The sequence below is a fragment of the Telluria sp. ZB4P34 genome, from assembly GCF_059686055.1.
Genome location: NZ_JCASIF010000003.1, coordinates 256,985 through 281,032 on the forward strand (window position 1 = coordinate 256,985; position 24,048 = coordinate 281,032).

The 24,048-nt window shown below is 62.5% G+C and carries 14 protein-coding genes; 13 read left to right on the top strand and 1 reads right to left on the bottom strand.

All coding sequences use genetic code 11. The features are described 5' to 3' along the window. The first annotated feature begins 78 nt into the window (after nucleotides 1-78). The 7 genes from rplK (at nucleotide 79) to AC56KL_RS08145 (ending at nucleotide 16,139) form a co-directional block, all read left to right on the top strand. On the top strand, nucleotides 79-510 hold the full coding sequence (gene rplK, locus AC56KL_RS08115) for a 50S ribosomal protein L11 (RefSeq protein WP_020653552.1): 432 nt from the start codon (nucleotides 79-81) through the stop codon (nucleotides 508-510). Continuing rightward, nucleotides 510-1,205 (top strand): 50S ribosomal protein L1, encoded by a 696-nt coding sequence (rplA, locus tag AC56KL_RS08120; protein ID WP_497179648.1) that lies wholly within the window; start codon nucleotides 510-512, stop codon nucleotides 1,203-1,205. The genes rplK and rplA overlap by 1 nt, the downstream gene beginning before the upstream one ends. Nucleotides 1,206-1,477: 272 nt before the next feature. Next, a complete protein-coding gene (gene rplJ, locus AC56KL_RS08125) occupies nucleotides 1,478-2,008 on the top strand; it encodes a 50S ribosomal protein L10 (protein WP_497179649.1) in 531 nt (176 codons plus the stop codon). A 63-nt stretch (nucleotides 2,009-2,071) separates the two neighbouring features. Beyond that, nucleotides 2,072-2,446 (top strand): 50S ribosomal protein L7/L12, encoded by a 375-nt coding sequence (gene rplL, locus AC56KL_RS08130; protein WP_497179650.1) that lies wholly within the window; start codon nucleotides 2,072-2,074, stop codon nucleotides 2,444-2,446. Between the two features lie 295 nt (nucleotides 2,447-2,741). Continuing rightward, nucleotides 2,742-6,851: a DNA-directed RNA polymerase subunit beta gene (gene rpoB / locus AC56KL_RS08135; RefSeq protein ID WP_497179651.1), complete on the top strand. Its 4,110-nt coding sequence runs from the start codon at nucleotides 2,742-2,744 to the stop codon at nucleotides 6,849-6,851. A 224-nt stretch (nucleotides 6,852-7,075) separates the two neighbouring features. After that, nucleotides 7,076-11,323, top strand: coding sequence for a DNA-directed RNA polymerase subunit beta' (rpoC, locus tag AC56KL_RS08140; protein WP_497179652.1), 4,248 nt, complete (start codon nucleotides 7,076-7,078; stop codon nucleotides 11,321-11,323). 1,867 nt (nucleotides 11,324-13,190) lie between these two features. Then, nucleotides 13,191-16,139, top strand: a complete 2,949-nt coding sequence (locus AC56KL_RS08145) for an outer membrane beta-barrel protein (protein ID WP_497179653.1) — start codon at nucleotides 13,191-13,193, stop codon at nucleotides 16,137-16,139. Between the two features lie 421 nt (nucleotides 16,140-16,560). Here AC56KL_RS08145 and AC56KL_RS08150 read toward each other — a convergent pair whose 3' ends face one another. After that, entirely contained in the window at nucleotides 16,561-17,031 is a 471-nt protein-coding gene (locus AC56KL_RS08150; RefSeq protein ID WP_497179654.1) for a penicillin-insensitive murein endopeptidase, read from the bottom strand. A 225-nt stretch (nucleotides 17,032-17,256) separates the two neighbouring features. On the opposite strand from AC56KL_RS08150, the gene AC56KL_RS08155 reads away from it, so the two are divergent. The 6 genes from AC56KL_RS08155 (at nucleotide 17,257) to AC56KL_RS08180 (ending at nucleotide 24,024) form a co-directional block, all read left to right on the top strand. Further along, the gene (locus AC56KL_RS08155; protein ID WP_497179655.1) at nucleotides 17,257-20,016 is read left to right on the top strand and encodes an ATP-binding protein; all 2,760 of its coding nucleotides are present in this window, start codon (nucleotides 17,257-17,259) and stop codon (nucleotides 20,014-20,016) included. Nucleotides 20,017-20,082: 66 nt separating this feature from the next. Continuing rightward, the gene (locus AC56KL_RS08160) at nucleotides 20,083-21,072 is read left to right on the top strand and encodes a helix-turn-helix transcriptional regulator (RefSeq protein WP_497179656.1); all 990 of its coding nucleotides are present in this window, start codon (nucleotides 20,083-20,085) and stop codon (nucleotides 21,070-21,072) included. A gap of 207 nt (nucleotides 21,073-21,279) precedes the next feature. After that, nucleotides 21,280-21,975, top strand: coding sequence for a LamG-like jellyroll fold domain-containing protein (locus AC56KL_RS08165; RefSeq protein WP_497179657.1), 696 nt, complete (start codon nucleotides 21,280-21,282; stop codon nucleotides 21,973-21,975). Nucleotides 21,976-22,158: 183 nt separating this feature from the next. Beyond that, nucleotides 22,159-22,965 carry a LamG-like jellyroll fold domain-containing protein gene (locus AC56KL_RS08170; protein ID WP_497179658.1) on the top strand — a complete coding sequence of 269 codons (807 nt, stop codon included), beginning with the start codon at nucleotides 22,159-22,161 and terminating at the stop codon, nucleotides 22,963-22,965. Continuing rightward, on the top strand, nucleotides 22,962-23,483 hold the full coding sequence (gene sodC / locus AC56KL_RS08175) for a superoxide dismutase [Cu-Zn] SodC (protein WP_497179659.1): 522 nt from the start codon (nucleotides 22,962-22,964) through the stop codon (nucleotides 23,481-23,483). Before AC56KL_RS08170 ends, sodC begins: the two co-directional genes overlap by 4 nt. A gap of 55 nt (nucleotides 23,484-23,538) precedes the next feature. After that, on the top strand, nucleotides 23,539-24,024 hold the full coding sequence (locus AC56KL_RS08180; RefSeq protein WP_497179660.1) for a hypothetical protein: 486 nt from the start codon (nucleotides 23,539-23,541) through the stop codon (nucleotides 24,022-24,024). Nucleotides 24,025-24,048 lie beyond the last annotated feature (24 nt).

The window sequence follows — 24,048 nt, forward strand, 5'->3', positions numbered from 1 at the left end:
GGAATCCGGACAGAGGAGCCCCGCCGAAGAGTAGTCGCGGTGGGGCGCTACTACTCAATGCCAACTTAGGAGCCAGACATGGCAAAGAAGATTATTGGCTTTATCAAGCTGCAAGTCGCAGCCGGTAAGGCAAACCCCTCCCCACCGATCGGCCCGGCACTGGGCCAGCGCGGCCTGAACATCATGGAATTCTGCAAGGCGTTCAACGCCCAGACCCAGGGTTTCGAGCCGGGCATGCCGATCCCTGTCGTGATCACCGCGTTCGCCGACAAGTCCTTCACCTTCGTGATGAAGACCCCGCCGGCAACCTACCTGATCAAGAAAGCCGCCGGCATCACCAAGGGTTCGCCGAAGCCACATACCGACAAGGTTGGCACGCTGACCCGTGCGCAGGCTGAAGAAATCGCAAAAACCAAGCAGCCGGACCTGACCGCCGCCGACATGGACGCCGCAGTGCGTATCATCGCTGGCTCGGCACGTTCGATGGGCATCACGGTGGAGGGTGTGTAATGGCTAAGCTGTCCAAGCGCGTCAAAGAAATGAAAGCAAAAGTGGACCGTAACAAGGTCTACGCGTTCGACAACGCTGTGTCGATCGTCAAGGAATTCGCCACCGCCAAGTTCAACGAGTCGATCGACGTCGCCGTGCAACTGGGCGTGGACCCGAAGAAGTCGGACCAGGTCGTCCGCGGTTCGGTCGTCCTGCCAGCAGGCACCGGCAAGACCGTGCGCGTCGCTGTCTTCGCATCGGGCGACAAGGCTGAAGCTGCCAAGGCAGCCGGCGCCGACATCGTTGGTATGGAAGACCTGGCTGAGATGGTTAAAGCCGGCAACATGCCGTTCGACATCGTGATCGCTTCGCCGGACACCATGCGTATCGTCGGTACCCTGGGCCAGATCCTGGGCCCGCGCGGCCTGATGCCGAACCCGAAGGTCGGCACCGTGACCCCGGACGTCGCGAACGCCGTCAAGAACGCCAAGGCCGGTCAGGTCCAGTACCGTACCGACAAGGCTGGTATCGTCCACGCAACCATCGGCCGCAAGTCGTTCTCGGACGAACAGCTGAAGACCAACCTGGTCGCGCTGATCGAAGCCCTGAACAAGGCCAAGCCGGCAACCTCGAAGGGCGTGTACCTGCGCAAGGTCGCCTTGTCGTCGACCATGGGCGCCGGCGTCCGCGTCGACCACGCTTCGATCGCCGCTTAAGTTTTAAAGCATCAAGTCCTCGCGGAACATCGCGGGGCGCATCTTTGGGCTGTCGGGCAGAACACCGCTCCGGCAGGCAGTCAAAGACCGTTGGGCCGAAGGCAGAAGTTGAGCCTGAGGTTAATAGACCACCCAACGCAGATGGTGTACCCGAACAAGTTTTGTAGTCCACGCTGCGTGAGTGTATCCGCGTCAGATTGGCTTCTTAACTTCGGACGCCGTGTTCGAACCGATGCAGGCGCTGTTGCCTGCATCATTTAAGGAGATTGACCGTGGGTCTTAATCTGAATGACAAAAAGGTCGTCGTCGAAGAAGTGAGCGCGAAAGTAGCAACTGCGCAAACGATCGTCGTGGCTGAGTACCGTGGCATCCAGGTTGCTCACTTGACCAAGCTCCGTGCATCCGCACGTGCCCAGGGCGTGTACCTGCGTGTTCTGAAGAATACGCTGGCTCGTCGCTCTGTCGAAGGCACGCAGTTTGCCCCGCTGGCTGATTCCATGACCGGTCCGCTGATCTATTCGATCTCGGACGATGCCGTTGCAGCAGCGAAAGTCATCAATGACTTCGCCAAAACCAACGACAAGCTGGTCGTGAAAGCCGGTAACTACGCAGGTAAGCAGCTTGATAAAGCTGGCGTTACCGCGTTGGCAAGCATCCCGTCCCGTGAAGTCCTCATCTCGCAGCTGTTGGGCGTCATGCTGGCTCCGGTCTCGGGCTTTGCACGTGGTCTGGCTGCCCTGGCAGCGAAAAAAGGCGAAGGTTCGGAAGCTGCTCCAGCAGCCGAAGAAACCGCCGCAGCTTAATAGCCGCGCCTTTTTTCTCAAGTACCAACCTGAACTACACACACAACATATTTGGAGTTTCAAATGGCAATTAGCAAAGACGATATCCTGAACGCAGTGAGCGAAATGTCCGTCATGGACCTGAACGAACTGGTCAAGGCATTCGAAGAGAAGTTCGGCGTGTCGGCAGCTGCAATGGCAGCACCGGCAGCTGGCGGCGGCGCAGCAGCTCCGGCGGCTGAAGAGCAGACCGAATTCAATGTCGTGCTGACCGAAGTCGGCGCGAACAAGGTCGGCGTCATCAAGGCCGTCCGCGAAATCACCGGCCTGGGTCTGAAGGAAGCCAAAGACGTCGTCGACGGCGCACCGAAGACCGTGAAAGAAGCCCTGCCGAAAGCTGACGCTGAAGCCGCCAAGAAGAAGCTGGAAGAAGCTGGCGCCAAGGCCGAGCTGAAGTAATACATGTGCAATGGGCGCTCTCGAAGCGCCCGGCGCGGGAGTCAAAGCTTGCAAACCTGCCGAAAGGGAGGGGATGCGGCTTTGGCTCTTTTGTCGTCCCTGCGTCAAACGTTTGTGGCAAGGGCTGGCAGGCAACAAGCATTACCCGCAGTACCGGCTTCAGAAATATCGTAACACAGCAGTACGCTTGTCCTTTTCATCTGGCGGGAAAGCAGAGGCTTCAGGCCTTGCGTGTGGTGTGACCACCACTGGCAATTCCTGAATTCTCATCCTTTCTGTCACTCACGGAGTGTCCATGCACTACTCATTTACTGAGAAGAAGCGCATTCGCAAGTCGTTCGCGAAGCGCGCCAACGTTCACAACGTTCCTTATCTTCTGGCTACCCAGCTCGAATCCTACGAGAACTTCTTGCAGGCCGACGCCACTCCGTCCGTCCGCAAGAACGAAGGCCTGCAGTCCGCCTTCAGCTCCATCTTCCCGATCGTGTCGCACAATGGTTTTGCGCGCCTCGAGTTCCTGTCCTATGTGCTGGGCGACCCTGCGTTCGACGTGAAAGAGTGCCAGCAGCGCGGCCTGACCTTCGCGTCGCCGCTGCGCGCCAAGGTGCGTCTGGTGATCCTGGACAAGGAATCGCCGACCAAGCCGGTCGTGAAGGAAATGAAAGAGCAGGAAGTGTACATGGGCGAACTGCCGCTGATGACCACGAACGGTTCGTTCGTCATCAACGGTACCGAGCGCGTCATCGTCTCGCAGCTGCATCGCTCGCCGGGCGTGTTCTTCGAACACGACCGCGGCAAGACCCACTCGTCGGGCAAGCTGCTGTTCTCGGCCCGTATCATTCCTTACCGCGGTTCGTGGCTCGACTTTGAATTCGACCCGAAGGACATCCTGTTCTTCCGCGTCGACCGCCGCCGCAAGATGCCGGTCACGATCCTGCTGAAGGCCATCGGCATGACGCCGGAGCAGATCCTGGCGAACTTCTTCGTCTTCGACAATTTCACCCTCCGCCAGGAAGGCGGCGAGCTGGAGTTCGTGTCCGAACGCCTGCGCGGCGAAGTCGCGCGCTTCGACATCGTCGATCCGAAGAGCGGCAAGACCCTGGTGCAGAAGGACAAGCGCATCAACGCCAAGCACGTCCGTGACATCGAGAGCGCCGGCATCAAGTCGATCTCGGTGCCGGAAGACTACCTGCTGGGCCGCGTGCTGGCCAAGAACATCGTCGACCAGGACACCGGCGAAGTCATCGCCGTGGCCAACGACGAGCTGACCGAAGAACTGCTGGGCAAGCTGCGCGACGCCAGCGTGACCGACATCCAGACGCTGTACACCAACGACCTGGACCAGGGCGGCTACATCTCGCAAACCCTGCGCACCGACGACACCGCCGACCAGACCGCCGCACGCGTGGCGATCTACCGCATGATGCGTCCTGGCGAACCGCCGACCGAAGAATCGGTGGAAGCCCTGTTCAACGGCCTGTTCTACAGCCCGGAACGCTACGACCTGTCGGCTGTCGGCCGCATGAAGTTCAACCGCCGTATCGGCCGCGACGAACTCGTGGGCGACATGACCCTGTCGAACGAAGACATCCTGGCCGTGATCAAGATCCTGGTCGAGCTGCGCAATGGCCGCGGCGAAGTCGACGACATCGATCACCTGGGCAACCGCCGCGTGCGTTGCGTCGGCGAACTGGCTGAGAACCAGTTCCGCGCCGGCCTGGTGCGCGTCGAGCGCGCCGTCAAGGAACGCCTCGGCCAGGCCGAAGCGGACAACCTGATGCCGCACGACCTGATCAACAGCAAGCCGATCTCGGCCGCGATCCGCGAATTCTTTGGCTCGTCGCAGCTGTCGCAGTTCATGGACCAGACCAACCCGCTGTCGGAAGTCACCCACAAGCGCCGCGTCTCGGCCCTTGGCCCGGGCGGCCTGACCCGCGAACGTGCAGGCTTCGAAGTGCGCGACGTGCACCCGACCCACTACGGCCGCGTGTGCCCGATCGAAACGCCTGAAGGCCCGAACATCGGCCTGATCAACTCGCTGGCACTGTACGCCCGCCTGAACGAATACGGCTTCCTGGAAACCCCGTACCGCAAGGTCGAAGGTTCGAAGGTGACCGACAAGATCGAATACCTGTCGGCGATCGAAGAAGGCCGCTACATCATTGCGCAGGCAAACGCCGCGATCAATGAACAGGGCCAGCTGGTCGACGAGCTGGTGTCGGCGCGTGAAGCAGGCGAAACGATCCTGGTCTCGCCGGAACGCATCCAGTACATGGACGTGGCCCCGGGCCAGATCGTGTCGGTGGCGGCGTCGCTGATTCCGTTCCTCGAACACGATGACGCGAACCGTGCACTGATGGGCGCCAACATGCAGCGCCAGGCCGTGCCTTGCCTGCGTCCGGAGAAAGCCGTTGTCGGCACCGGCATCGAGCGCACCGTGGCGGTCGACTCGGGCACCACCGTTCAGGCCCTGCGCGGCGGCGTCGTCGACTACATCGACGCAGGCCGTGTGGTGATCCGCGTGAACGACGACGAGGCGCAAGCCGGCGAAGTCGGCGTGGACATCTACAACCTGATCAAGTACACCCGTTCGAACCAGAACACCAACATCAACCAGCGTCCGATCGTGCAGGTTGGCGACCGCGTCGCCCGTGGCGACGTGATCGCCGACGGCGCATCGACCGACCTGGGCGAACTGGCACTGGGCCAGAACATGCTGGTGGCCTTCATGCCGTGGAACGGCCTGAACTTCGAAGACTCGATCCTGATCTCGGAAAACGTGGTCAAGGACGACCGCTACACCTCGATCCACATCGAGGAACTGTCGGTCGTCGCACGTGACACCAAGCTGGGCGCGGAAGAAATCACCCGCGACATCTCGAACCTGGCCGAGAACCAGCTGGCGCGCCTGGACGAATCGGGCATCGTGTACATCGGCGCCGAAGTGCAAGCCGGCGACGTGCTGGTCGGTAAGGTCACCCCGAAGGGCGAGACCCAGCTGACCCCGGAAGAGAAGCTGCTGCGCGCGATCTTCGGCGAAAAGGCCTCGGACGTGAAGGACACCTCGCTGCGCGTGCCGTCCGGCATGGTCGGCACCGTCATCGACGTACAGGTGTTCACCCGCGAAGGCATCCAGCGCGACAAGCGCGCCCAGCAGATCATTGACGACGAGCTGAAGCGCTACCGCCTGGACCTGAACGACCAGATGCGTATCGTGGAAGGCGACGCTTTCCAGCGTCTGGAGCGCATGCTGATCGGTAAAGTGGTCAACGGCGGTCCGAAGAAGCTGGCGAAGGGCGCTGCGATCACGGCCGACTACCTGGCGGACCTGGACAAGTTCCACTGGTTCGACATCCGTCCGGCCGACGACGACACCGCGAACGCGCTGGAAGCGATCAAGGAATCGATCAACGAGAAGCGTCACCAGTTCGACCTGGCCTTCGAAGAGAAGCGCAAGAAGCTGACGCAAGGCGACGAGCTGCAGCCTGGCGTGCAGAAGATGGTCAAGGTCTACCTGGCCGTCAAGCGCCGCCTGCAGTCGGGCGACAAGATGGCGGGCCGCCACGGTAACAAGGGTGTGGTCTCGCGTATCGTGCCGGTGGAAGACATGCCGTTCATGGCCGATGGCCGTCCTGCGGACGTCGTGCTGAACCCGCTGGGCGTTCCGTCGCGTATGAACGTCGGCCAAATCCTGGAAACCCACCTCGGTTGGGCGGCCAAGGGCCTGGGCTGGCGCATCGGCGAAATGCTGGCGGCGCAGGCGAAGGCGCAGGACCTGCGCAGCTTCCTGGACAAGATCTACAACGACACCGGCCGCAAGGAAGACCTGGACAGCTTCAGCGATGACGAAATCCTGAGCCTGGCGAGCAACCTCAAGAACGGCGTGCCGTTCGCGACCCCGGTGTTCGACGGCGCCCACGAAGACGACATCCGCCGCATGCTGGACCTGGCTTTCCCGGACGACATCGCCGCCAACCTCGGCATGACCCCGTCGAAGAACCAGGTCACGATGTACGACGGCCGCACCGGCGAAGCATTCGAGCGCAAGGTCACCGTCGGCTTCATGCACATGCTGAAGTTGCATCACCTGGTCGACGACAAGATGCACGCCCGTTCGACCGGCCCGTACTCGCTGGTGACGCAGCAGCCGCTGGGCGGTAAAGCCCAGTTCGGCGGCCAGCGCTTCGGTGAGATGGAGGTGTGGGCACTGGAAGCCTACGGCGCGTCCTACGTGCTGCAGGAAATGCTGACTGTGAAGTCGGACGACGTGAACGGCCGTACCAAGGTTTACGAGAACCTGGTCAAGGGCGATCACGTAATCGATGCCGGCATGCCGGAATCGTTCAACGTGCTGGTCAAGGAAATCCGTTCGCTGGGTATCGATATCGATCTCGAGCGCAACTAAGCAGGCCTGCATGGCCGCCAGCCTTCGGGCTGGTCCGCGACCTTCGAGTCGTTGCCCCGGCGCAGGCCGGGGCCTAAGCCCGGTGATTTCACCGGCAAACTTGGATCCCGGCCTGCGCCGGGATGACGCCTTCTACGACACGCGGCTCAGCAAGCGCCGGCGAAAATCGGTGAGAAGCGGCGGTAGTAGTACTCAGTAAAGAATTCAATCACCTGGAGTGATACATGAAAGCACTGCTCGATCTATTCAAGCAAGTTCAGCAAAACGAGAGTTTCGACGCCATCAAGATCGGCCTCGCCTCGCCTGAAAAAATCCGTTCGTGGTCGTTCGGCGAAGTCAAGAAGCCGGAAACCATCAACTACCGCACCTTCAAGCCTGAGCGCGACGGCCTGTTCTGCGCCAAGATCTTTGGCCCGATCAAGGACTACGAATGCCTGTGCGGCAAGTACAAGCGCCTGAAACACCGCGGCGTCATCTGCGAGAAGTGCGGCGTCGAAGTCACGCTGGCCAAGGTGCGCCGTGAGCGCATGGGCCACATCGAGCTGGCCTCGCCGACCGCGCACATCTGGTTCCTGAAGTCGCTGCCGTCGCGCCTGGGCATGGTCCTGGACATGACCCTGCGCGATATCGAACGCGTGCTGTACTTCGAAGCATACGTCGTGACCGATCCTGGCATGACCCCGCTGAAGAAGTGCCAGATCATGTCGGAAGACGACTACGCCGCCAAGTACGAAGAGTACGGCGACGACTTCACCGCATTCATGGGCGCCGAAGGCATCCGTGAACTGCTGCGCTCGATCGACATCCACCGCGATGCCGAAGCCCTGCGCGTGGAGCTGAAGGAATCGAAATCCGAAGCCAAGATCAAGAAATACGCCAAGCGCCTGAAAGTGCTCGAGGCGTTCCAGCGCTCGGGCATCAAGCCCGAGTGGATGATCATGGAAGTGCTCCCGGTCCTGCCGCCGGAGCTGCGTCCGCTCGTCCCGCTGGACGGCGGCCGCTTCGCGACCTCCGACCTGAACGACCTGTACCGCCGCGTCATCAACCGTAATAACCGTTTGAAGCGCCTGATGGAACTGCGCGCGCCGGAAATCATTACGCGTAACGAGAAGCGCATGCTGCAGGAAGCAGTGGACTCGCTGCTGGACAACGGCCGTCGCGGCAAAGCGATGACCGGCGCCAACAAGCGTCCGCTGAAGTCGCTGGCTGAAATGATCAAGGGTAAGGGCGGCCGTTTCCGTCAGAACCTGCTGGGCAAGCGTGTCGACTACTCGGGCCGTTCGGTCATCGTGGTCGGTCCGCAGCTGAAACTGCACCAGTGCGGCCTGCCGAAGCTGATGGCCCTGGAACTGTTCAAGCCCTTCATCTTCAACAAGCTGGAACTGATGGGTCTCGCGACCACCATCAAGGCGGCGAAGAAGCTGGTCGAAATCCAGGAACCGGTGGTCTGGGACATCCTGGAAGAGGTCATCAAAGAGCACCCGGTCATGCTGAACCGTGCGCCGACCCTGCACCGTCTCGGTATCCAGGCGTTCGAGCCGGTCCTGATCGAAGGCAAGGCGATCCAGCTGCACCCGCTGGTCTGCGCGGCGTTCAACGCCGACTTCGACGGTGACCAGATGGCAGTCCACGTGCCGCTGTCGATCGAAGCGCAGATGGAAGCCCGCACCCTGATGCTGGCCTCGAACAACATCCTGTTCCCGTCGAACGGCGAACCGTCGATCGTGCCGTCGCAGGATATCGTGCTGGGCCTGTACTACGCGACCCGCGAGGCGATCAACGCCAAGGGCGAAGGCATGATGTTCCCGGACGTGTCGGAAGTGATCCGCGCGTACGACAACAAGGAAGTCGAACTGGCGACCCGCATCACCGTGCGTATCACCGAGTACCCGAAGAACCTTGAGGGCGAATTCGACCGTACCGTGACCCGCTACGAGACCACGGTCGGCCGCGCCATCCTGTCCGAGATCCTGCCGAAAGGCCTGCCGTTCTCGGTGCTGAACCGCGCCCTGAAGAAGAAGGAAATCTCGAAGCTGATCAACACGTCGTTCCGCAAGTGCGGCCTGCGTGCGACCGTCGTCTTCGCGGACAAGCTGATGCAGTCGGGCTTCCGCCTGGCGACCCGCGCCGGCATCTCGATCGCCGTCGACGATATGCTGATCCCGGACGTCAAGAAGGGCATGATCGCGACCGCCGAAGCGGAAGTGAAGCAGATCGAGCAGCAGTACGCCTCGGGTCTGGTCACCGCCGGCGAGCGTTACAACAAGGTCGTCGACATCTGGGGCAAGACCTCGGACGAAGTCGGCAAGGCGATGATGGACCAGCTGAAAGTGGAGCCGGTCACCAGGCGTGACGGCACCGAAGGCACCCAGGAATCGTTCAACGCGATCTACATGATGGCCGACTCGGGCGCCCGTGGTTCGGCAGCGCAGATTCGCCAGCTGGCCGGTATGCGAGGCCTGATGGCCAAGCCGGACGGTTCGATCATCGAAACGCCGATTACCGCGAACTTCCGCGAAGGCCTGAACGTTCTGCAGTACTTCATCTCGACCCACGGCGCCCGTAAGGGTCTGGCGGATACGGCACTGAAGACCGCGAACTCGGGTTACCTGACCCGCCGCCTGGTCGACGTGACCCAGGACCTGGTGGTGATCGAGGACGATTGCGGCACCAACAACGGCACGCACATGAAGGCGATGGTCGAAGGTGGTGAAGTCATCGAAGCCCTGCGTGACCGTATTCTCGGCCGCGTGACCGGCAACGATGTCGTCAACCCGGAAACCCAGGAAACCGTGTTCGAAGCCGGCACCCTGCTGGACGAAGACATGGTGGAAGAGATCGAACGCCTCGGTATCGACGAGGTGAAGGTCCGCACCCCGCTGAACTGCGACACCCGCTACGGCCTGTGCGCCAAGTGCTACGGCCGCGACCTCGGCCGCGGCATGCTGGTCAACGCCGGCGAAGCAGTCGGCGTCGTGGCGGCACAGTCGATCGGTGAGCCGGGTACCCAGCTGACCATGCGTACCTTCCACATCGGTGGTGCGGCATCGCGTGCAGCAGTGGCATCGTCGGTCGAAGCCAAGTCGAACGGCACCGTGCGCTTCACCGCCACGATGCGTTACGTCACCAACGGCAAGGGCGCGCAGATCGTCATCTCGCGTTCGGGCGAAGTCCTGATCACCGACGACCACGGCCGTGAGCGCGAGCGCCACAAGGTGCCGTACGGCGCGACCCTGATCGTCAAGGACGGCCAGGTCGTGAAGGCCGGCACCGCGCTGTCGACCTGGGATCCGCTGACCCGTCCGATCATTACCGAGTACGCCGGTACGATCCGCTTCGAAAACGTGGAAGAGGGCGTCACCGTCGCTCGCCAGGTGGACGACGTGACCGGCCTGTCGACCCTGGTGGCGATCGATCCGAAGCGCCGCGGTTCGGGCAAGGTCCTGCGTCCGCAGGTCAAGCTGCTGAACGAAGAAGGCCAGGAAGTGAAGATCGCCGGCACCGAACACGCCGTGGCGATCGGCTTCCAGGTCGGCGCGCTGATCATGGTCAAGGATGGTCAGCAAGTCTCGGTGGGTGAAGTGCTGGCACGTATCCCGACTGAATCGCAGAAGACCCGTGACATTACCGGTGGTCTGCCGCGCGTGGCCGAACTGTTCGAAGCACGTTCGCCGAAAGACGCGGGCATGCTGGCGGAAGTCACCGGTACCGTCGCGTTCGGTAAAGAGACCAAGGGCAAGCAGCGCCTGGAAATCACCGACATGGACGGCAACAAGCACGAGTTCCTGATTACCAAGGACAAGCAAGTGCTGGTGCACGACGGCCAGGTGGTGAACAAGGGCGAGATGATCGTCGACGGTCCGGCCGATCCGCAGGACATCCTGCGCCTGCTGGGTATCGAAGCGCTGGCCCGCTACATCGTGGACGAAGTGCAGGACGTGTACCGCCTGCAGGGCGTGAAGATCAACGACAAGCACATCGAGGTGATCGTTCGCCAGATGCTGCGCCGTGTCGTGATCGTCGAAGCCGGCGACACCGACTACATCGTCGGCGAGCAGGTGGAGCGTTCGGAGCTGCTGGAAGAGAACGATCGTATCAACGCCGCAGGCAAACTGCCGGCCACCTACGAAAACGTGCTGCTGGGTATTACCAAGGCATCGCTGTCGACCGATTCGTTCATCTCGGCCGCATCGTTCCAGGAAACCACCCGCGTCCTCACCGAAGCGGCGATCATGGGCAAGCGCGACGGTCTGCGCGGCCTGAAGGAAAACGTCATCGTCGGCCGCCTGATCCCTGGCGGTACCGGCCTGGCATTCCACCGCGCCAAGAAAGAGAAGGAAGTGTGGGAGGCGGAAGAGCGCCAGGCACTGCTGCAGCAGGAGAAGGCCAACATGGCTGCCGAGCTGCAGGCGATGGAAGACCAGCAGCAGGCTGCAGCTTCGGTTGAGCAGCATCATGGTGAGGGCGAGTGATCGCCTGAGCTGAGCGCGTGATGTGAGAACGGCACCCTGAGGGGTGCCGTTTTTTTAGCTGGTGTCGCGCAGCGTCAAATAGGATGAGGAAAGCATCTTGGAAAGGGATTTTCTACCTGGTGCTGGAATAATCGGAGGAGCCTTTGTCGTTGCGCATGCCACATACCGCCGGGAAGACGAACTGCCAGTTCATTGAGCGCGCGACGCCTGTTCGACAACGGCGGCCGCTGGCGCACACGCACGGGTACAACGCAGGTAAGTCGCTTCACACGCATCGACGCGTTCACGGTAGCGCTCCCGCGTAGCAACACGCTCGGTCGCGCGTGCCGACTCCGACCATTTCGGGCCGCTTTGTGCGGCGGTCCGCGCAAACGGATTCGTTTCCGTCACAGAAGGCGATTTGTCGAACGCAGTCAGCTTGTGCGCCCGGTTCGTGCACTGCCCCTGTTCGGAAGCGCACATCGACGTGCAGACAGAAGATTCTTCGGCACGGACCGGGGGAGCCGACACGAGGCCTAGCAGGGCAATGAGCAGAATAGAACGGTTCACCTGGATTCCTTGTCGCTGACAAAGCAGCCGTGATGGCCACGACGCGTGCGTCATGGCGCCGAATGCCGGACGTGGCATGCGCGCAGGAACATTCTAGATTGTCTCGTTGCCGGATAAGGTGAAACGACACCGGACGGCCTCAATTTACCCTGCCAGGGTAAAAGCCTCGACGACCGAATGTTTCAGCAAGGTCGCCAGTATCCTTATGGGCAGGGCTCGCTATTGCCGCCAACGGCGCAGCACCCGGTCCATCGTGCGCCAGATTTGCTGCACAGCGCCATATGCAGGCTGGGTAGACAGCGACGCTGGCTGCCCCGATGTCGCACTCGAGGAGACCAGGCCTTAGGCTCGTCTCCGCCCCCACCAATAACCATGGGCAGGTACGGAGACAGGTCTGCCCGCCACGAGCATAGAGCGCCACCACCGTGCATGCCGTGCCGTCTGCGACGCCGGGTGCATGGCGTACCAACCGTGATGAAGACGCGCGGATCAGCCAGCGTACTCTTACCCCGCAGTAGAAGCTCACTCAAATTCGCTTGGAGAGCGGGCGTTGTGAGGAAAGAAATACCCCAAAGGTCTCATATTCGACATTTTTATTTAACATGGCCAAGCTCGACAAGAATTCCTAAAGCAAGTGAAGGCTGGGCAACATGGATCTTGCGACTGCAGCAAGACGGACGGTCAACCCAATCTGCATAGGTTGCCAATGCGTATGGCATGGAGTCAGGAGCGCGCCCGGGTTGTGCCCTTCCTTGTTCAGAGCCTCCAAGAAAAAATCTTCCTCTAAAAAATTCGATTTTTCTTCATCCAGAGAAGGGCAGGGCGCGCCCTCAAATGGTGCGAACCGGGTGGACGGCCAACCTGGCTTCTGCTCGACGGCCGAGGGAGCGCTTCGCATCGCCCTCTAAAATGCTGCACTCGCACATGCACCATCAGGCTGCACGAGGAGCGGCCAAGACGCTTTCACCCCACGCAGGGGGTGTTGCACACATGCTACTCACCCGTTCCTTAACATTGACACAATGCGGTTTGGAATGTTCTTATAGATTCAAGTTTTCCTGACAGAATAGTTGCCGGAAGCTGAGGTTGGGTGAATTTTCGTCTGCAAGGAAGGGCGAGCTTAGAACACTGTCTTGATCACTTGGTTATTCCCTGTACTGATGTATTCGTTGTAGCTGTCTTGGTGTTGCTTTGCTCTGATTTTTAAAAAAAATTCTAGATTTTGATTGGGAGATTTATGTTTCATACAGTAAAACAAAAGTCGACGGCGTCGGTGTTACGCCGGTCCGCAATTTCGGTGGCGATTGGCATGTGCTTCATGGGCGCTGCCCTTGCTGCTGAAACCGGCGGCCTGCGTATCGCGATTACCGCCCAGGGCAAGCCAGTGGCTGGCGCAACGGTGCGCGTGAGCTCGCCGAGCAGCCTGGTCACCAAGACCGCTGTCACCGAAGCGGACGGTACCGTCCGTATCGCCGGCCTCGACCCGGCAACTGACTACAAGGTGGAAGTCATTGCACCTGGCATGGCGCCGTACACCGATACCAACGTCGCAGTCGTCTCCAACCAGAACCCGACCCTGAGCTACACGCTCGGCGATACCGGCACCAGCGCACAGCAGGTGGTCGTGACCGGTTCGCGCCTGGTGCGCGTGGACACCACCTCGGCAACCGTCGGCACCGTCCTGAACCTGGGCGTGGTGGAATCGCTGCCGACCGGTCGTAGCTACCAGAGCTACCTGCAGCTGGTCCCGGGCGTCAAGCCTTCGGCCGGCGGCAACCCGTCGTCGAAGTCGGGCGTGAACTATTCGGACGTCGGTGGCGCCACCGGCTCCTCCTCGGACAACGTCTACATCCTGGACGGCGTGGACGTGACCGACCCGAGCACCGGTACCTTCGGCTCGAACATCAACTCCGAGATCATCCAGGAACAGCAGATCCTCACCGGCGGTATCCCTGCCGAATTCGCGGGCGGTTCGGGCCTGGTCTCGAAGGTCATCACCAAGTCGGGTGGTAACGAATACCACGGCTCGGTCAACTACTACTTCCAGAACGACAACCTGGTCGCCGACAACAAGCACAACACCTCGTCCGGCTTCTCCACCTACGATGCGGCCGTCACCCTGGGCGGTCCGATCATCAAGGATAAGCTGTGGTTCTTCGGTTCGTACCAGAAAAAGGCCCGCGAGACCGACGTGGTCAACGCCGGCACCGGCGCCGCAATGCGTACCGTCAACCGCGACGACCGCCTGGGCTTCCTGAAGCTGACCTGGCAGGCGACCGAGAATGACCGCCTGGTGGCCTCGTTCTTCAACGACCCGACCGAAACCACCGGCACCACCACCGCCACCACCCTGAACAACCGCGACACCCGTCGCAATCAGGGCGGTAACAACTACAACGTCCAGTACACCCGCGACATGGAAAACCTGCGCCTGAACGCGTATGCTTTCCGTCACATCGGCGAAGTGTCGGATTTCGCGGCCAACCGTTCGACCCTGAACAACGTTGCCTTCCGCAACAACCCGGGCGCGACGCTGGAACAGCGTGCCCTGGGCGGCGCCGGCGGAGACACGATCTCGGAACGTAACCGCGACGAAATCGGTATCAACGCCGAGTACTTCTGGGAAACCGCCAACGCCGGTACCCACACCTTCAAGTCGGGCTTCCTGGTCTCGAAGAACGAGTACTACGAAGATGCGCAGTACACCGGCACTGGCAGCGAGCGCGCTCGCTACACCTCGATCGCCGCCGCCAACGCTGGCGTGAGCGTGACCGAGTTCGTCGGCACCGGCTGGACCGGCAGCAAGAACTTCGCCGCCGGCGATATCCCGCGCGTCCTCACCGCAATGAACGCTGCTCCTGCCGCGGACCGTGCCTACTTCTACAACCTGCTGGACACCAACCGCGACGGCACCATCTCGGATCCGGAATTCCGTGCGCTGCGCTTCAACAGCACCGCCGGCAACCCGGGCGGCCAGGTCAACCAGTACCGCGCCGTCGAGACCATCGCCGCGCCGTACAGCGTGGAAGCCACCGGCAAGGCTTTCTTCTTCCAGGACACCTGGACCAAGGACAAGCTGACCATCACCGGCGGTATCCGCGGCGAAGAGTGGGTGCACAAGGATTCGAAGGGCAACCAGTCGGCCAAGTTCGACTGGAAGTTCGCGCCGCGCCTGAGCGTCGTATATGACCCGACCGGCGAAGGCCGCAGCAAGTTCTGGGGCTTCCTGGGCCGCTACTACGACCCGATCCGCACCAACATGTCGGACTTCGCGGGTAACCTGACCGGTCCGGTGCAGGAAGAGCAGATCTTCGTGGGCGACCGCTGGATCACCTTCCGTACCCGTGGCGGCGAGAAGCAGCCGGACGCGATCTTCGCACCGTCGACCAAGACCCCGTTCACCGACGAGTTCATGCTGGGTTACGCCACCAACCTGGGCCGCGACTACACCCTGTCGATGTCGTACACCAAGCGCTGGACCCGCGACATCCTGGAAGACTACGACCTGCACCTGTACTCGGATCCGACCAACGTCTCCACCACCGAAGGCAGTGCTGCGCCGGGCACCTTCCTGTACCTGCCGTACTCGTACTTCGGCTTCAGTGGCGCGCCGAACGCCAACTACGTGCTGGGCACGCTGGCTGGCGGCAAGCGCGACTACCAGGGCGTCGAGATCAGCCTGACCAAGGCCAAGCGCGACAACTGGCAGGCAGCCGCGTCGTACACCTGGAACGAAGCCAAGGGCAATACCAACTCGGATAGTAACGCCGACTTCCAGGGTGACTGGCTGGCGCTGGATCCGCGTGCACCGAACGCCTACGGCCCACAGCCTGGCAACATCAAGCACCAGTTCAAGGGCTACGGCACCTACTACTTCAACAACGGCCTGGAGCTGAGCGGTGTGCTCAACTGGAACAGCGGCCTGCTGTACACCCGTGCACAGCTGATCCAGGGTCGCTACCTGCCGGAAATGGCAGACCCTGCCTACGTGGTCAACAACACCCTCGACACCTGGATCAAGCCGGGCGTCATCGGTGCCGAGACCGGTCCGTCGTACTACACCCTGGACGTCCGCCTGAAGTACACCTACAAGCTGCCGCGCAGCCAGAAGGTCGAGTTCTTCCTCGACGTCTTCAACCTGCTGGACAAGCAGTCGGGTACCTCGGCAATGGCGCTGCTGGCTGGTAACGGCGTGTACAAGTTCGGCGAGTCGAACGCCTTCGTCGAGCCACGCCGCCTGTACGTCGGCGCACGCTACTCGTTCTGATCGACGCGTCGTGAATGAAACCGGCCCCGCAAGGGGCCGGTTTTTTTTTCAGCAGATACTCCCGCCAATACTTTTCCCGGTCTGCAGATCGAAACCGAAGCTGCAGCTATATTCGCCATCCCTGGTTCGCATGCAGCTGAGGTTCTCATCATCACGGTGCCGTACCCGGTCGCCGCTTCCAGCAGTGCACTCGTCGTACTTGTCCGGTGCGATCGCGTCAAACAGGGCTTTGGCAGCCGCACCTCCAATGGAAAACGCGACTTTTCTGTCACTGGCTTTGGGAGCCGTAGGGTCGCCAAGGCTTCCGCCATACATGCGGTAGCGTGCAGTTGCATGCTTGTATGGACCAGGGTCGCTATCGACGGCGTTTGCTTGCGAAACAACACATAGCGTGAGCACCAAGCATAGGAGTGTTCGCATGTCAGATCCCTTGGCGAAGCCCTACGTGAAAGCGGTCGTCGTGCCGCTTCAACGCCTTCACGCCCGTGATCGACAGGTCGTTGAACATGATACGGTCGACGAAGGGATGCCGCATGAACAGTTGGATGAGCTTGGCTGTCGCTGCCTGGTCATACCCTGCATCGAGCCGACTGCAAGGTACTTCCCGCCCGTCCCTCCGAATAGCGCGAACATCGACTTGCAGCCCGTTCCTGTGTGATTTGTGAGGTGCGAACGGCAGTCCATTTGCCAGACTGATGCTCCCGACTCCGAACTTGCGCTTGTCGATGTGGCACCATTCACATGCCACCGCCTGGATCAGTGTGATCATCTTTGGATGTGCGTACTGCCCCCGCCCTCTCTCGGGTGTTCCATAGACGTAGTATCCGCCCCCTTCGAACCGTTGCGGCAAAATGAAGAAACCGCGCCTGTCCTGAATCGCTACCTCTGCCATCGCAAGCTCCCATCAAGCGCTCCTCGAGCACATGAAGCAAGATTGTTCGGCAGATTCAAGTACGCAGTGCTGACCTCGGACAAGCTCTACTGGCATGACATGGCCTGCCCGCATGCTGGGCCTTGTGTTGCCCAGTTAACCCATCCGTACGCCCATCCCGCAAAATGACTGCTATGATGCACTGCTGAGTTATAGAATTTTTCACACTTTTGCCCACCGAGCAACATGCCTTGGCCATTTGACGCGACCCCGGACACTGCGAGCGCCGCCATCCCCATGACGGAGATGGAGCGCAAGATGCGCGCCTTTCCCTGGGAGACGACCACCGTCGGGCCGGTCGCCGGCTGGCCGCATGGCCTGAAAAGCGCGGTCCGCACGGTGCTCGATCTGCGCCTGCCAGCCTACCTCGCCTGGGGCGAGGACTATGTCCAGTTCTTCAACGACGCCTACGTCCCCATCCTGGGCGACAAGCATGACAGGGCGCTGGGCAACGATGCGCGCGTGACCTGGTCCGAGATCTGGCCGACCATCGGCCCGATGTGGGCGCAGGTGCGCCAGGGCGAGGCGCTCGGCTCCGAGGGGCTGCCGCTTGCGATCAACCGCTACGGCTACTACGAGACCTGCTATTTCAGCTATTCGTACAGCCCGATCTACGGCGACAGCGGCAAGGTCGAGGGCGTGCTGGTCACCTTCGCCGACATCACCAAGGCCGTGATGGGCGAACGCCGCCGCGACTACCAGGTCAAGCTGGCCGATACCCTGCGCCGCGAGACCGCATTCGGGCCCATGCTCAAGGCCACCATCCGCCTCACCAGCGAGTACTTCACCAATTCGAACGTCGCCTACGTCGAGCTGGACGAGCAGCAACGCACCTTCACCGTCAAGGAAGAGTGGAAGGATGGCCTCGAGACCGGCGGCGCCCAGGGCACGCTGCCGATCGACATGCTGTCGCCCGGCCAGCTCGACGCCCTGCACGCCGGCGCCACCATCTGCATCGACGACGTGTCCACCGACCCGGAATGCGCGGCCGTCGCCAAGCCCTGCCTCATGCTCGGCATCCATTCGGTGGTGGTCATTCCGCTCAAGGATGGCGACCGCCTGCACGGCGCCGGCTTCCTGTACAAGGACCATCCCTACCGCTGGACCATCGATGAGCGCACCCTGGCCGAAGACCTGGCGCGCCGCACCTGGGAGGCGCTGCGCCGCATCCGCGCCGAGGAGGCGCTGCGGGCCGAGACGCGCATCCTCGGGCTGCTCAACCGCGCCGGCGGCGCACTGGCCTCCACGCTCGACATCGACACGCTGCTGCAGTCGGTCACCGACGCCGCCACCGAGCTGACGGGCGCCGAATTCGGCGCCTTCTTCTACAACGGCAAGGACGCCAACGGCGACGCCTACCTGCTCTACACGCTCAGCGGCGCGCCGCGCGACGCTTTCGAGAAGCTCGGCCATCCGCGTCCCACGGCCATCTTCAGCCCCACCTTCGAGGGCGGCGCGCCGATCCGCAGCGACGACATCACCAAGGACCCGCGCTACGGCAACATGGGCCCGCACCACGGCATGCCGAAAGGGCACCTGCCGGTGCGCAGCTATCTCGCCGCCTCGGTCTGCTCGCGCTCGGGCGAGGTGCTGGGCGGGCTGTTCTTCGGCCATTCGCAGCCGAAGGTGTTCGACGAGCGCACCGAGCAGCTCATCGCCGGTTTCGTGGCCCAGGCCGCGGTGGCGATCGACAACGCGCGCCTGTACGAGCTGGCGCAGCGCTCCGCCAGGGAACGCGAAGGCATCCTGGCCAGCGAACGGGCGGCACGCGCCGAGGCCGAGCGCCACAGCAAGATGAAGGACGAATTCCTCGCCATGCTGGCGCACGAGCTGCGCAATCCGCTGGCGCCGATCACCAACGCGGCCCAGCTGCTGCGCATGCCCACGGTGGACGAGAACCTGCGCCTCAAGGCCAGCAACATCATCTCGCGCCAGGTGCGCCACATGACCGAGCTGGTGGACGACCTGCTGGACGTCTCGCGCGTCACGCGCGGCCTGGTCAAGCTCGACACCGAGATCCTCGAGCTGAACGCCGTGGTGCGCTCCGCCGTCGAGCAGGCGCGCCCGCACATCGAGGCCAAGAACCATATGCTGAACGTGGAGGCGCCGACGCGCCCGGTGGTGGTGGCGGGCGACCGCACGCGCCTGGTGCAGGTGCTGGTCAACCTGCTGAACAACGCGGCCAAGTACACGCCGGCGGGCGGACGCATCCTGCTGCGGCTGGAGTCCGGCCCCGAGCAGGCGCGCCTGACCGTGATCGACAACGGCGCCGGCATGGACGCCAAGCTGCTGCCGCACGTGTTCGACCTGTTCACCCAGGCCGAACGCACGCCCGACCGCTCGCAGGGCGGGCTGGGCATCGGCCTGGCGCTGGTCAAGACCATCGTGCAGATGCACGGCGGCCAGGTGGAGGCGCACAGCGACGGGCCGAACCTGGGCTCGTCGGTGTCGGTGCTGCTGCCGCTGGCCGAAGGCGCAGCGGCGCCGGCGCCGCTGCGTGCCGACATGCGCGCCAGCCCGGTGGCGCCGTGCACCCTCACCATCGTCGACGACAACGTCGATGCGGCCCAGTCGCTGGCCGTGCTGCTGCGCGAGCAGGGGCATACCGTGCACGTGTTCGACGGCGCCATGCGCACGCTCGCCGCCAGCGAGATCGCGGACACGCACGCCTTCATCCTCGACATCGGCCTGCCCGACATGACCGGCTACGAGCTGGCGCGCCGCCTTCGGCGCGACCATCCGGACGCCAGCTTCATCGCGCTTACCGGCTACGGCCAGGCGCGCGACCGCGACCTGTCGAAGCAGGCCGGCTTCGACCACCACCTGGTGAAGCCGGTGGAATTCCGGGCGCTGGCCGACCTCCTGGCGCGGCTGCCGCAGTGCCAGCCCGTTGCAGCGACGCCGAAAGGTGTGGCGCAGCAGCCGGATATTGCCGGCGTCAGTTGATTGTGTTTGACTTTGTTGCCGTAAGTCAGCAATATTGTTAAATCCAAGACAATCCGTATCACGCCCGTGTCCCGTAAAAAGAACAGTCGCCAATGGGCGCGCCTGCGAATCCTGTGTTCCGGCGGCCTGCACCTGATGACCCTCATTCCCGATGCACTGGAACTGGTGCGCGAGCTGATTCCCAGCAGCGCGTCCCAGTTGTTCCTGCTCGCCCAGCAAACGCCGGAAGACATGCACGAAGCGAACGTGCTGGGCGTGCTGCCGCCGCCGAACGGCTACTTCTATGGCGATTCCGTGCACTTCGGCGTGGCGCCTGGCGAAGCGCGCACGCGCGCGGTGCATGTGCTCGAAGCCCGCCTCGGTCCGGCCGCAAGCCCGCTCGGCGCCCTGACCCTGCTGCGCGACGACGGCCTGCCCTTCGACGCGGACGACGAGGAAGACCTGGGACGCGTCGCCAACTACTTCGACCATGCATTGCGCAACGTCGCCGACCCTTGCAACGGCCATCCCGGGGTGGTCGAGGACGAGGCCATGCTGCTGGCCACCACCGGCGGCGACATCCTGTTCCTGAGCGATTCGGCCGGGGCGCTGCTCGACCAGCTGGCCTCGCAGGAGCAGCAGGAGTTCGACCGCCGCACGCTGCCGCCGTTCTGCCTACGCCTGGTGGAGTCGGTGGTGCACGGCGAGCGCTATCCCTGGCGCCTGCCGGCGGGAACGCTCGAACTGGCCGGCGGCGTGCTGGAAGCCCGCGCGCAGTGGATGAGCGCCGGCTCCTGCGACGCCATCCACAGCCGCACGGTGGGTATCTTCCTGAAGTTCGTGGTGCCGATGCCGCTGCGGATCTGGCGCGCCCTGGGCAGCGTCGAGCTGTCGCCGCAGCAGATGGAAGTGGCGTTCTGGATGGGCGTGGGCGGCGGCCGCGATGCGGCCAGGTCGCGCATGGACGTGAGCGACGCCGTGCTGCGCGACTGCGTCAAGGCCGTCTACGAAAAATTCGGCTGCACCTCGGAAGCCGGCCTGCTGGCCATCCTGCGTCCCGCGAACTCGCGCATGTAACGCCAGGCGCGCCGATCCTTTTTTGCCACATCTTGCGAAACCTCCCCCATCCAAGGGGGTGGAATCGTAGTGTTATTTTTTTTACAATTTCCTGAAGCGTTAAAGTGCGTCGCGCCAGCCCCTGACATGTATCGAGAAGATTGTCGGCTGGTGCCGTTATCGGCCTCCTGCCTGGCGGGATTAAACAATTTGGGAAGGACCAAATAAATGAAATTGCACACACTGGCAGCAGCAACACTCCTGTTCCTTGCAGCTAACAGCAACGCCGCACTGATTCATCAGTATGAGTTGAACGGATCGTTGGCTGACGCAAAGGGCGGCAAGGATATTGTGGCGCTTCAGGGCGTCCTCGGCGCCAACGACTATTCCTTCACCGCCAACAAGGGCTTGCGTCTGGATAGTGCGCTGGGCGGAATTTATTCGATCGACATGATGTTTCGCCTGGACAAGCTGACTGGCTACAACCGTATCCTCGACTTCAAGATGGGCGCAAGCGATAACGGGCTGTACGCCGTCAACGATAAATTTGTGCTGTACCCCATCAACAGCCCGGGAGGCGATCTCGATCTCGGACTGTTCACCCATGTAACGATCACGCGCGATGCACAGCAGCAGTTCAAGATCTACCAGGACGGGCAGCTGGTGCTGGACGTGGCAGACACTTCCAACTCCGCACGGTTCGATGGCAGCGCCGCCTATTTTTTCCGTGACGACGGCGGCGACGCCCCAACCGGTGTCGTGGACTTCATTCACATCTACAACCACGCGCTGAGCCAGGCCGAAGTCACCGTGCTGAACGGCGGCACCGTCGACGTGCCGGAACCGGGCTCGATGGGACTGATCGGCGCAGGACTTGCGCTGGTCGGCTGGACGCGCCGTCGCAAGTCGCGCAGCGCGGCATGATCACCGCAGAGCGGTAAGGCGCGAGCACGGATACGCATGGCCCGGCATGACCGGGTCATGTTCAAAGCCGACGGACGGCCGATCGCGCGCAGTAGCTTCCTAACATCCCCCATTCCAGGGGGTGGAATGCAGGTGTTTCATTTTTTATCATATCGTCCTGATCAAGATGAAGACGAGCGTGATATGAAACTGCATTCCCTGATCGCTGCGGGACTGCTTGCCGTGAGCGTCAGCAGCCAGGCCGGGCTGATCCACCAGTACGAACTCAACGGAAGCCTGGCCGATGCGAATGGCGGGCCGGACCTGAAAGCCTTCATGGGTACCCCGGGGGCGAACGGCTACGATTTCACCGAAAACAGGGGCCTGCAACTGCAGTATGCACTGGGTCCGGTGTACACGATCGACATGGTGTTCAGGCTCGACGGCGACCAGGCCAACTACCAGCGCCTGCTGAATTTCCAGTACACGCCGTCGGACCACGGCCTGTACGTCTCGACCGACCGCTTCTGCTTCTACCAGGGCAGCTGCCTGAGCGGAGACAGGTTCAGGACGAAGCAGGACATCCGCCTGACCGTCACCCGCGACGCTGGCTCCCTGGTGACCTTCTACCAGAACGGAAATGCGATGTTCAGCTTCCAGGACAGCACAGGCCAGACCAGCCTGGCCGGCGACCGGATGCTCAGCTTCTTCAGGGACGACGGCGCCGGCGAATGGGCGACCGGCTCGGTCGACTTCATCCACCTCTACGACAATGCGCTGAGCAGGGACGACGTGCTGGCGCTGCACGCGGCCAAGGTGCCGGAGCCGGCCCCGCTCGGCCTGCTCGGCGCCGGCCTGGCGCTGCTCGGCTGGTCGCGCCGCCCCAGGGCGCGCAACGCGGTACAGGCGGCGATCCCGCGCGGTTCTGCAGAACCTCCCCCCTCCAAGGGGATGGAATACACTTGCATGGTTTTTTATTATCTCAACCGGAAACGAAGGAGCTTGTCATGAAGATTCGATGGATGTGCGCTGCCGTACTGGGCGCAAGCTGCGCCCTGGCCAATGCCGCCGACGTGAAGGTCACCATGAAAATGGCGACCGACAAGGGAGAGGGCGCCGACATCGGCACCGTGACCATCAGCGAAACCCGCCATGGACTCGTGTTCACCCCGGCCCTGAGCGGCTTGAGCGCCGGCCTGCACGGCTTCCACGTGCACGAGAACGGCAGCTGCGCGCCGAACCAGAAGGACGGCAAGACGGTGCCTGCGGGCGCGGCCGGCGGCCACCTCGACCCGGCCAAGACCGGCAAGCACGGCCTGCCCTGGGGCGACGGCCACCTGGGCGACCTGCCGGCCCTGAGCGTGGGCGACAAGGGCGCCGCCACCAATCCGGTGCTGGCGCCGCGCCTGAAGCTGGCGGACGTCAAAGGCAAGGCCCTCATGGTCCACGTGGGCGGCGACAACCACGCCGACCACCCGGCCCCGCTGGGCGGCGGGGGAGGCCGCATGGCCTGCGGCATCATTCAATAGCCATCCCTGATGGATCAGGGGTGAAATAAAATTTCAAAAGAGGCGGTAAAAAGAAATGAAATTTCAATCCCTGATGGCAGGAGCGGTGCTGCTGCTGGCCTTCGATACGGCCGCTGCCCTGCCGGGCAGCCCGGCCTACGCGACCATCCCGCAAGCTGCGGTCGTCATGCCGGCAGCCACGCCGGCCGAAGGCGCGCTTGCCGACACCAGCGGCGCCATCGACTACCAGAACGGCGAGCTGATGGTGGATATCCGGGAGTCGGCCGGCGCCGGGCTCCTGGGTAGCCTGCTGGCCTATTTTTCCCACGATCGAGACAGCGCGGGCCCCAGGGAAGCGTCTGCCGTTCCGGCCGGGCTTGCCCAGGCACGGGCGCAGCTGACGGCCATGCCTGCAAACGCGCCGCGGCCCGAACCATTGTCGCTGGGCCTGCTGGGCGCCGGCTTTGCCTTGCTGGGCTTGACCCGGCGCCAGGGCAACTGGTTCGACAACTGGGTGAGGAAGCAGATCTTTCCTTGGCCGGCACTGTGCTGGCTCGATTGAGACAATGAAAAACGCCTGCGCATC

What these genes read in the sequence shown, in the direction of transcription:
- rplK (WP_020653552.1), top strand. Translation starts at nt 79, where the DNA reads ATGGCAAAGAAGATTATTGGCTTTATCAAGCTGCAAGTCGCAGCCGGT.
- rplA (WP_497179648.1), top strand. Translation starts at nt 510, where the DNA reads ATGGCTAAGCTGTCCAAGCGCGTCAAAGAAATGAAAGCAAAAGTGGAC.
- rplL (WP_497179650.1), top strand. Translation starts at nt 2,072, where the DNA reads ATGGCAATTAGCAAAGACGATATCCTGAACGCAGTGAGCGAAATGTCC.
- rpoB (WP_497179651.1), top strand. Translation starts at nt 2,742, where the DNA reads ATGCACTACTCATTTACTGAGAAGAAGCGCATTCGCAAGTCGTTCGCG.
- rpoC (WP_497179652.1), top strand. Translation starts at nt 7,076, where the DNA reads ATGAAAGCACTGCTCGATCTATTCAAGCAAGTTCAGCAAAACGAGAGT.
- AC56KL_RS08145 (WP_497179653.1), top strand. Translation starts at nt 13,191, where the DNA reads ATGGGCGCTGCCCTTGCTGCTGAAACCGGCGGCCTGCGTATCGCGATT.
- AC56KL_RS08150 (WP_497179654.1), bottom strand. Translation starts at nt 17,031, where the DNA reads ATGGCAGAGGTAGCGATTCAGGACAGGCGCGGTTTCTTCATTTTGCCG.
- AC56KL_RS08155 (WP_497179655.1), top strand. Translation starts at nt 17,257, where the DNA reads ATGCCTTGGCCATTTGACGCGACCCCGGACACTGCGAGCGCCGCCATC.
- AC56KL_RS08165 (WP_497179657.1), top strand. Translation starts at nt 21,280, where the DNA reads ATGAAATTGCACACACTGGCAGCAGCAACACTCCTGTTCCTTGCAGCT.
- AC56KL_RS08170 (WP_497179658.1), top strand. Translation starts at nt 22,159, where the DNA reads ATGAAACTGCATTCCCTGATCGCTGCGGGACTGCTTGCCGTGAGCGTC.
- sodC (WP_497179659.1), top strand. Translation starts at nt 22,962, where the DNA reads ATGAAGATTCGATGGATGTGCGCTGCCGTACTGGGCGCAAGCTGCGCC.
- AC56KL_RS08180 (WP_497179660.1), top strand. Translation starts at nt 23,539, where the DNA reads ATGAAATTTCAATCCCTGATGGCAGGAGCGGTGCTGCTGCTGGCCTTC.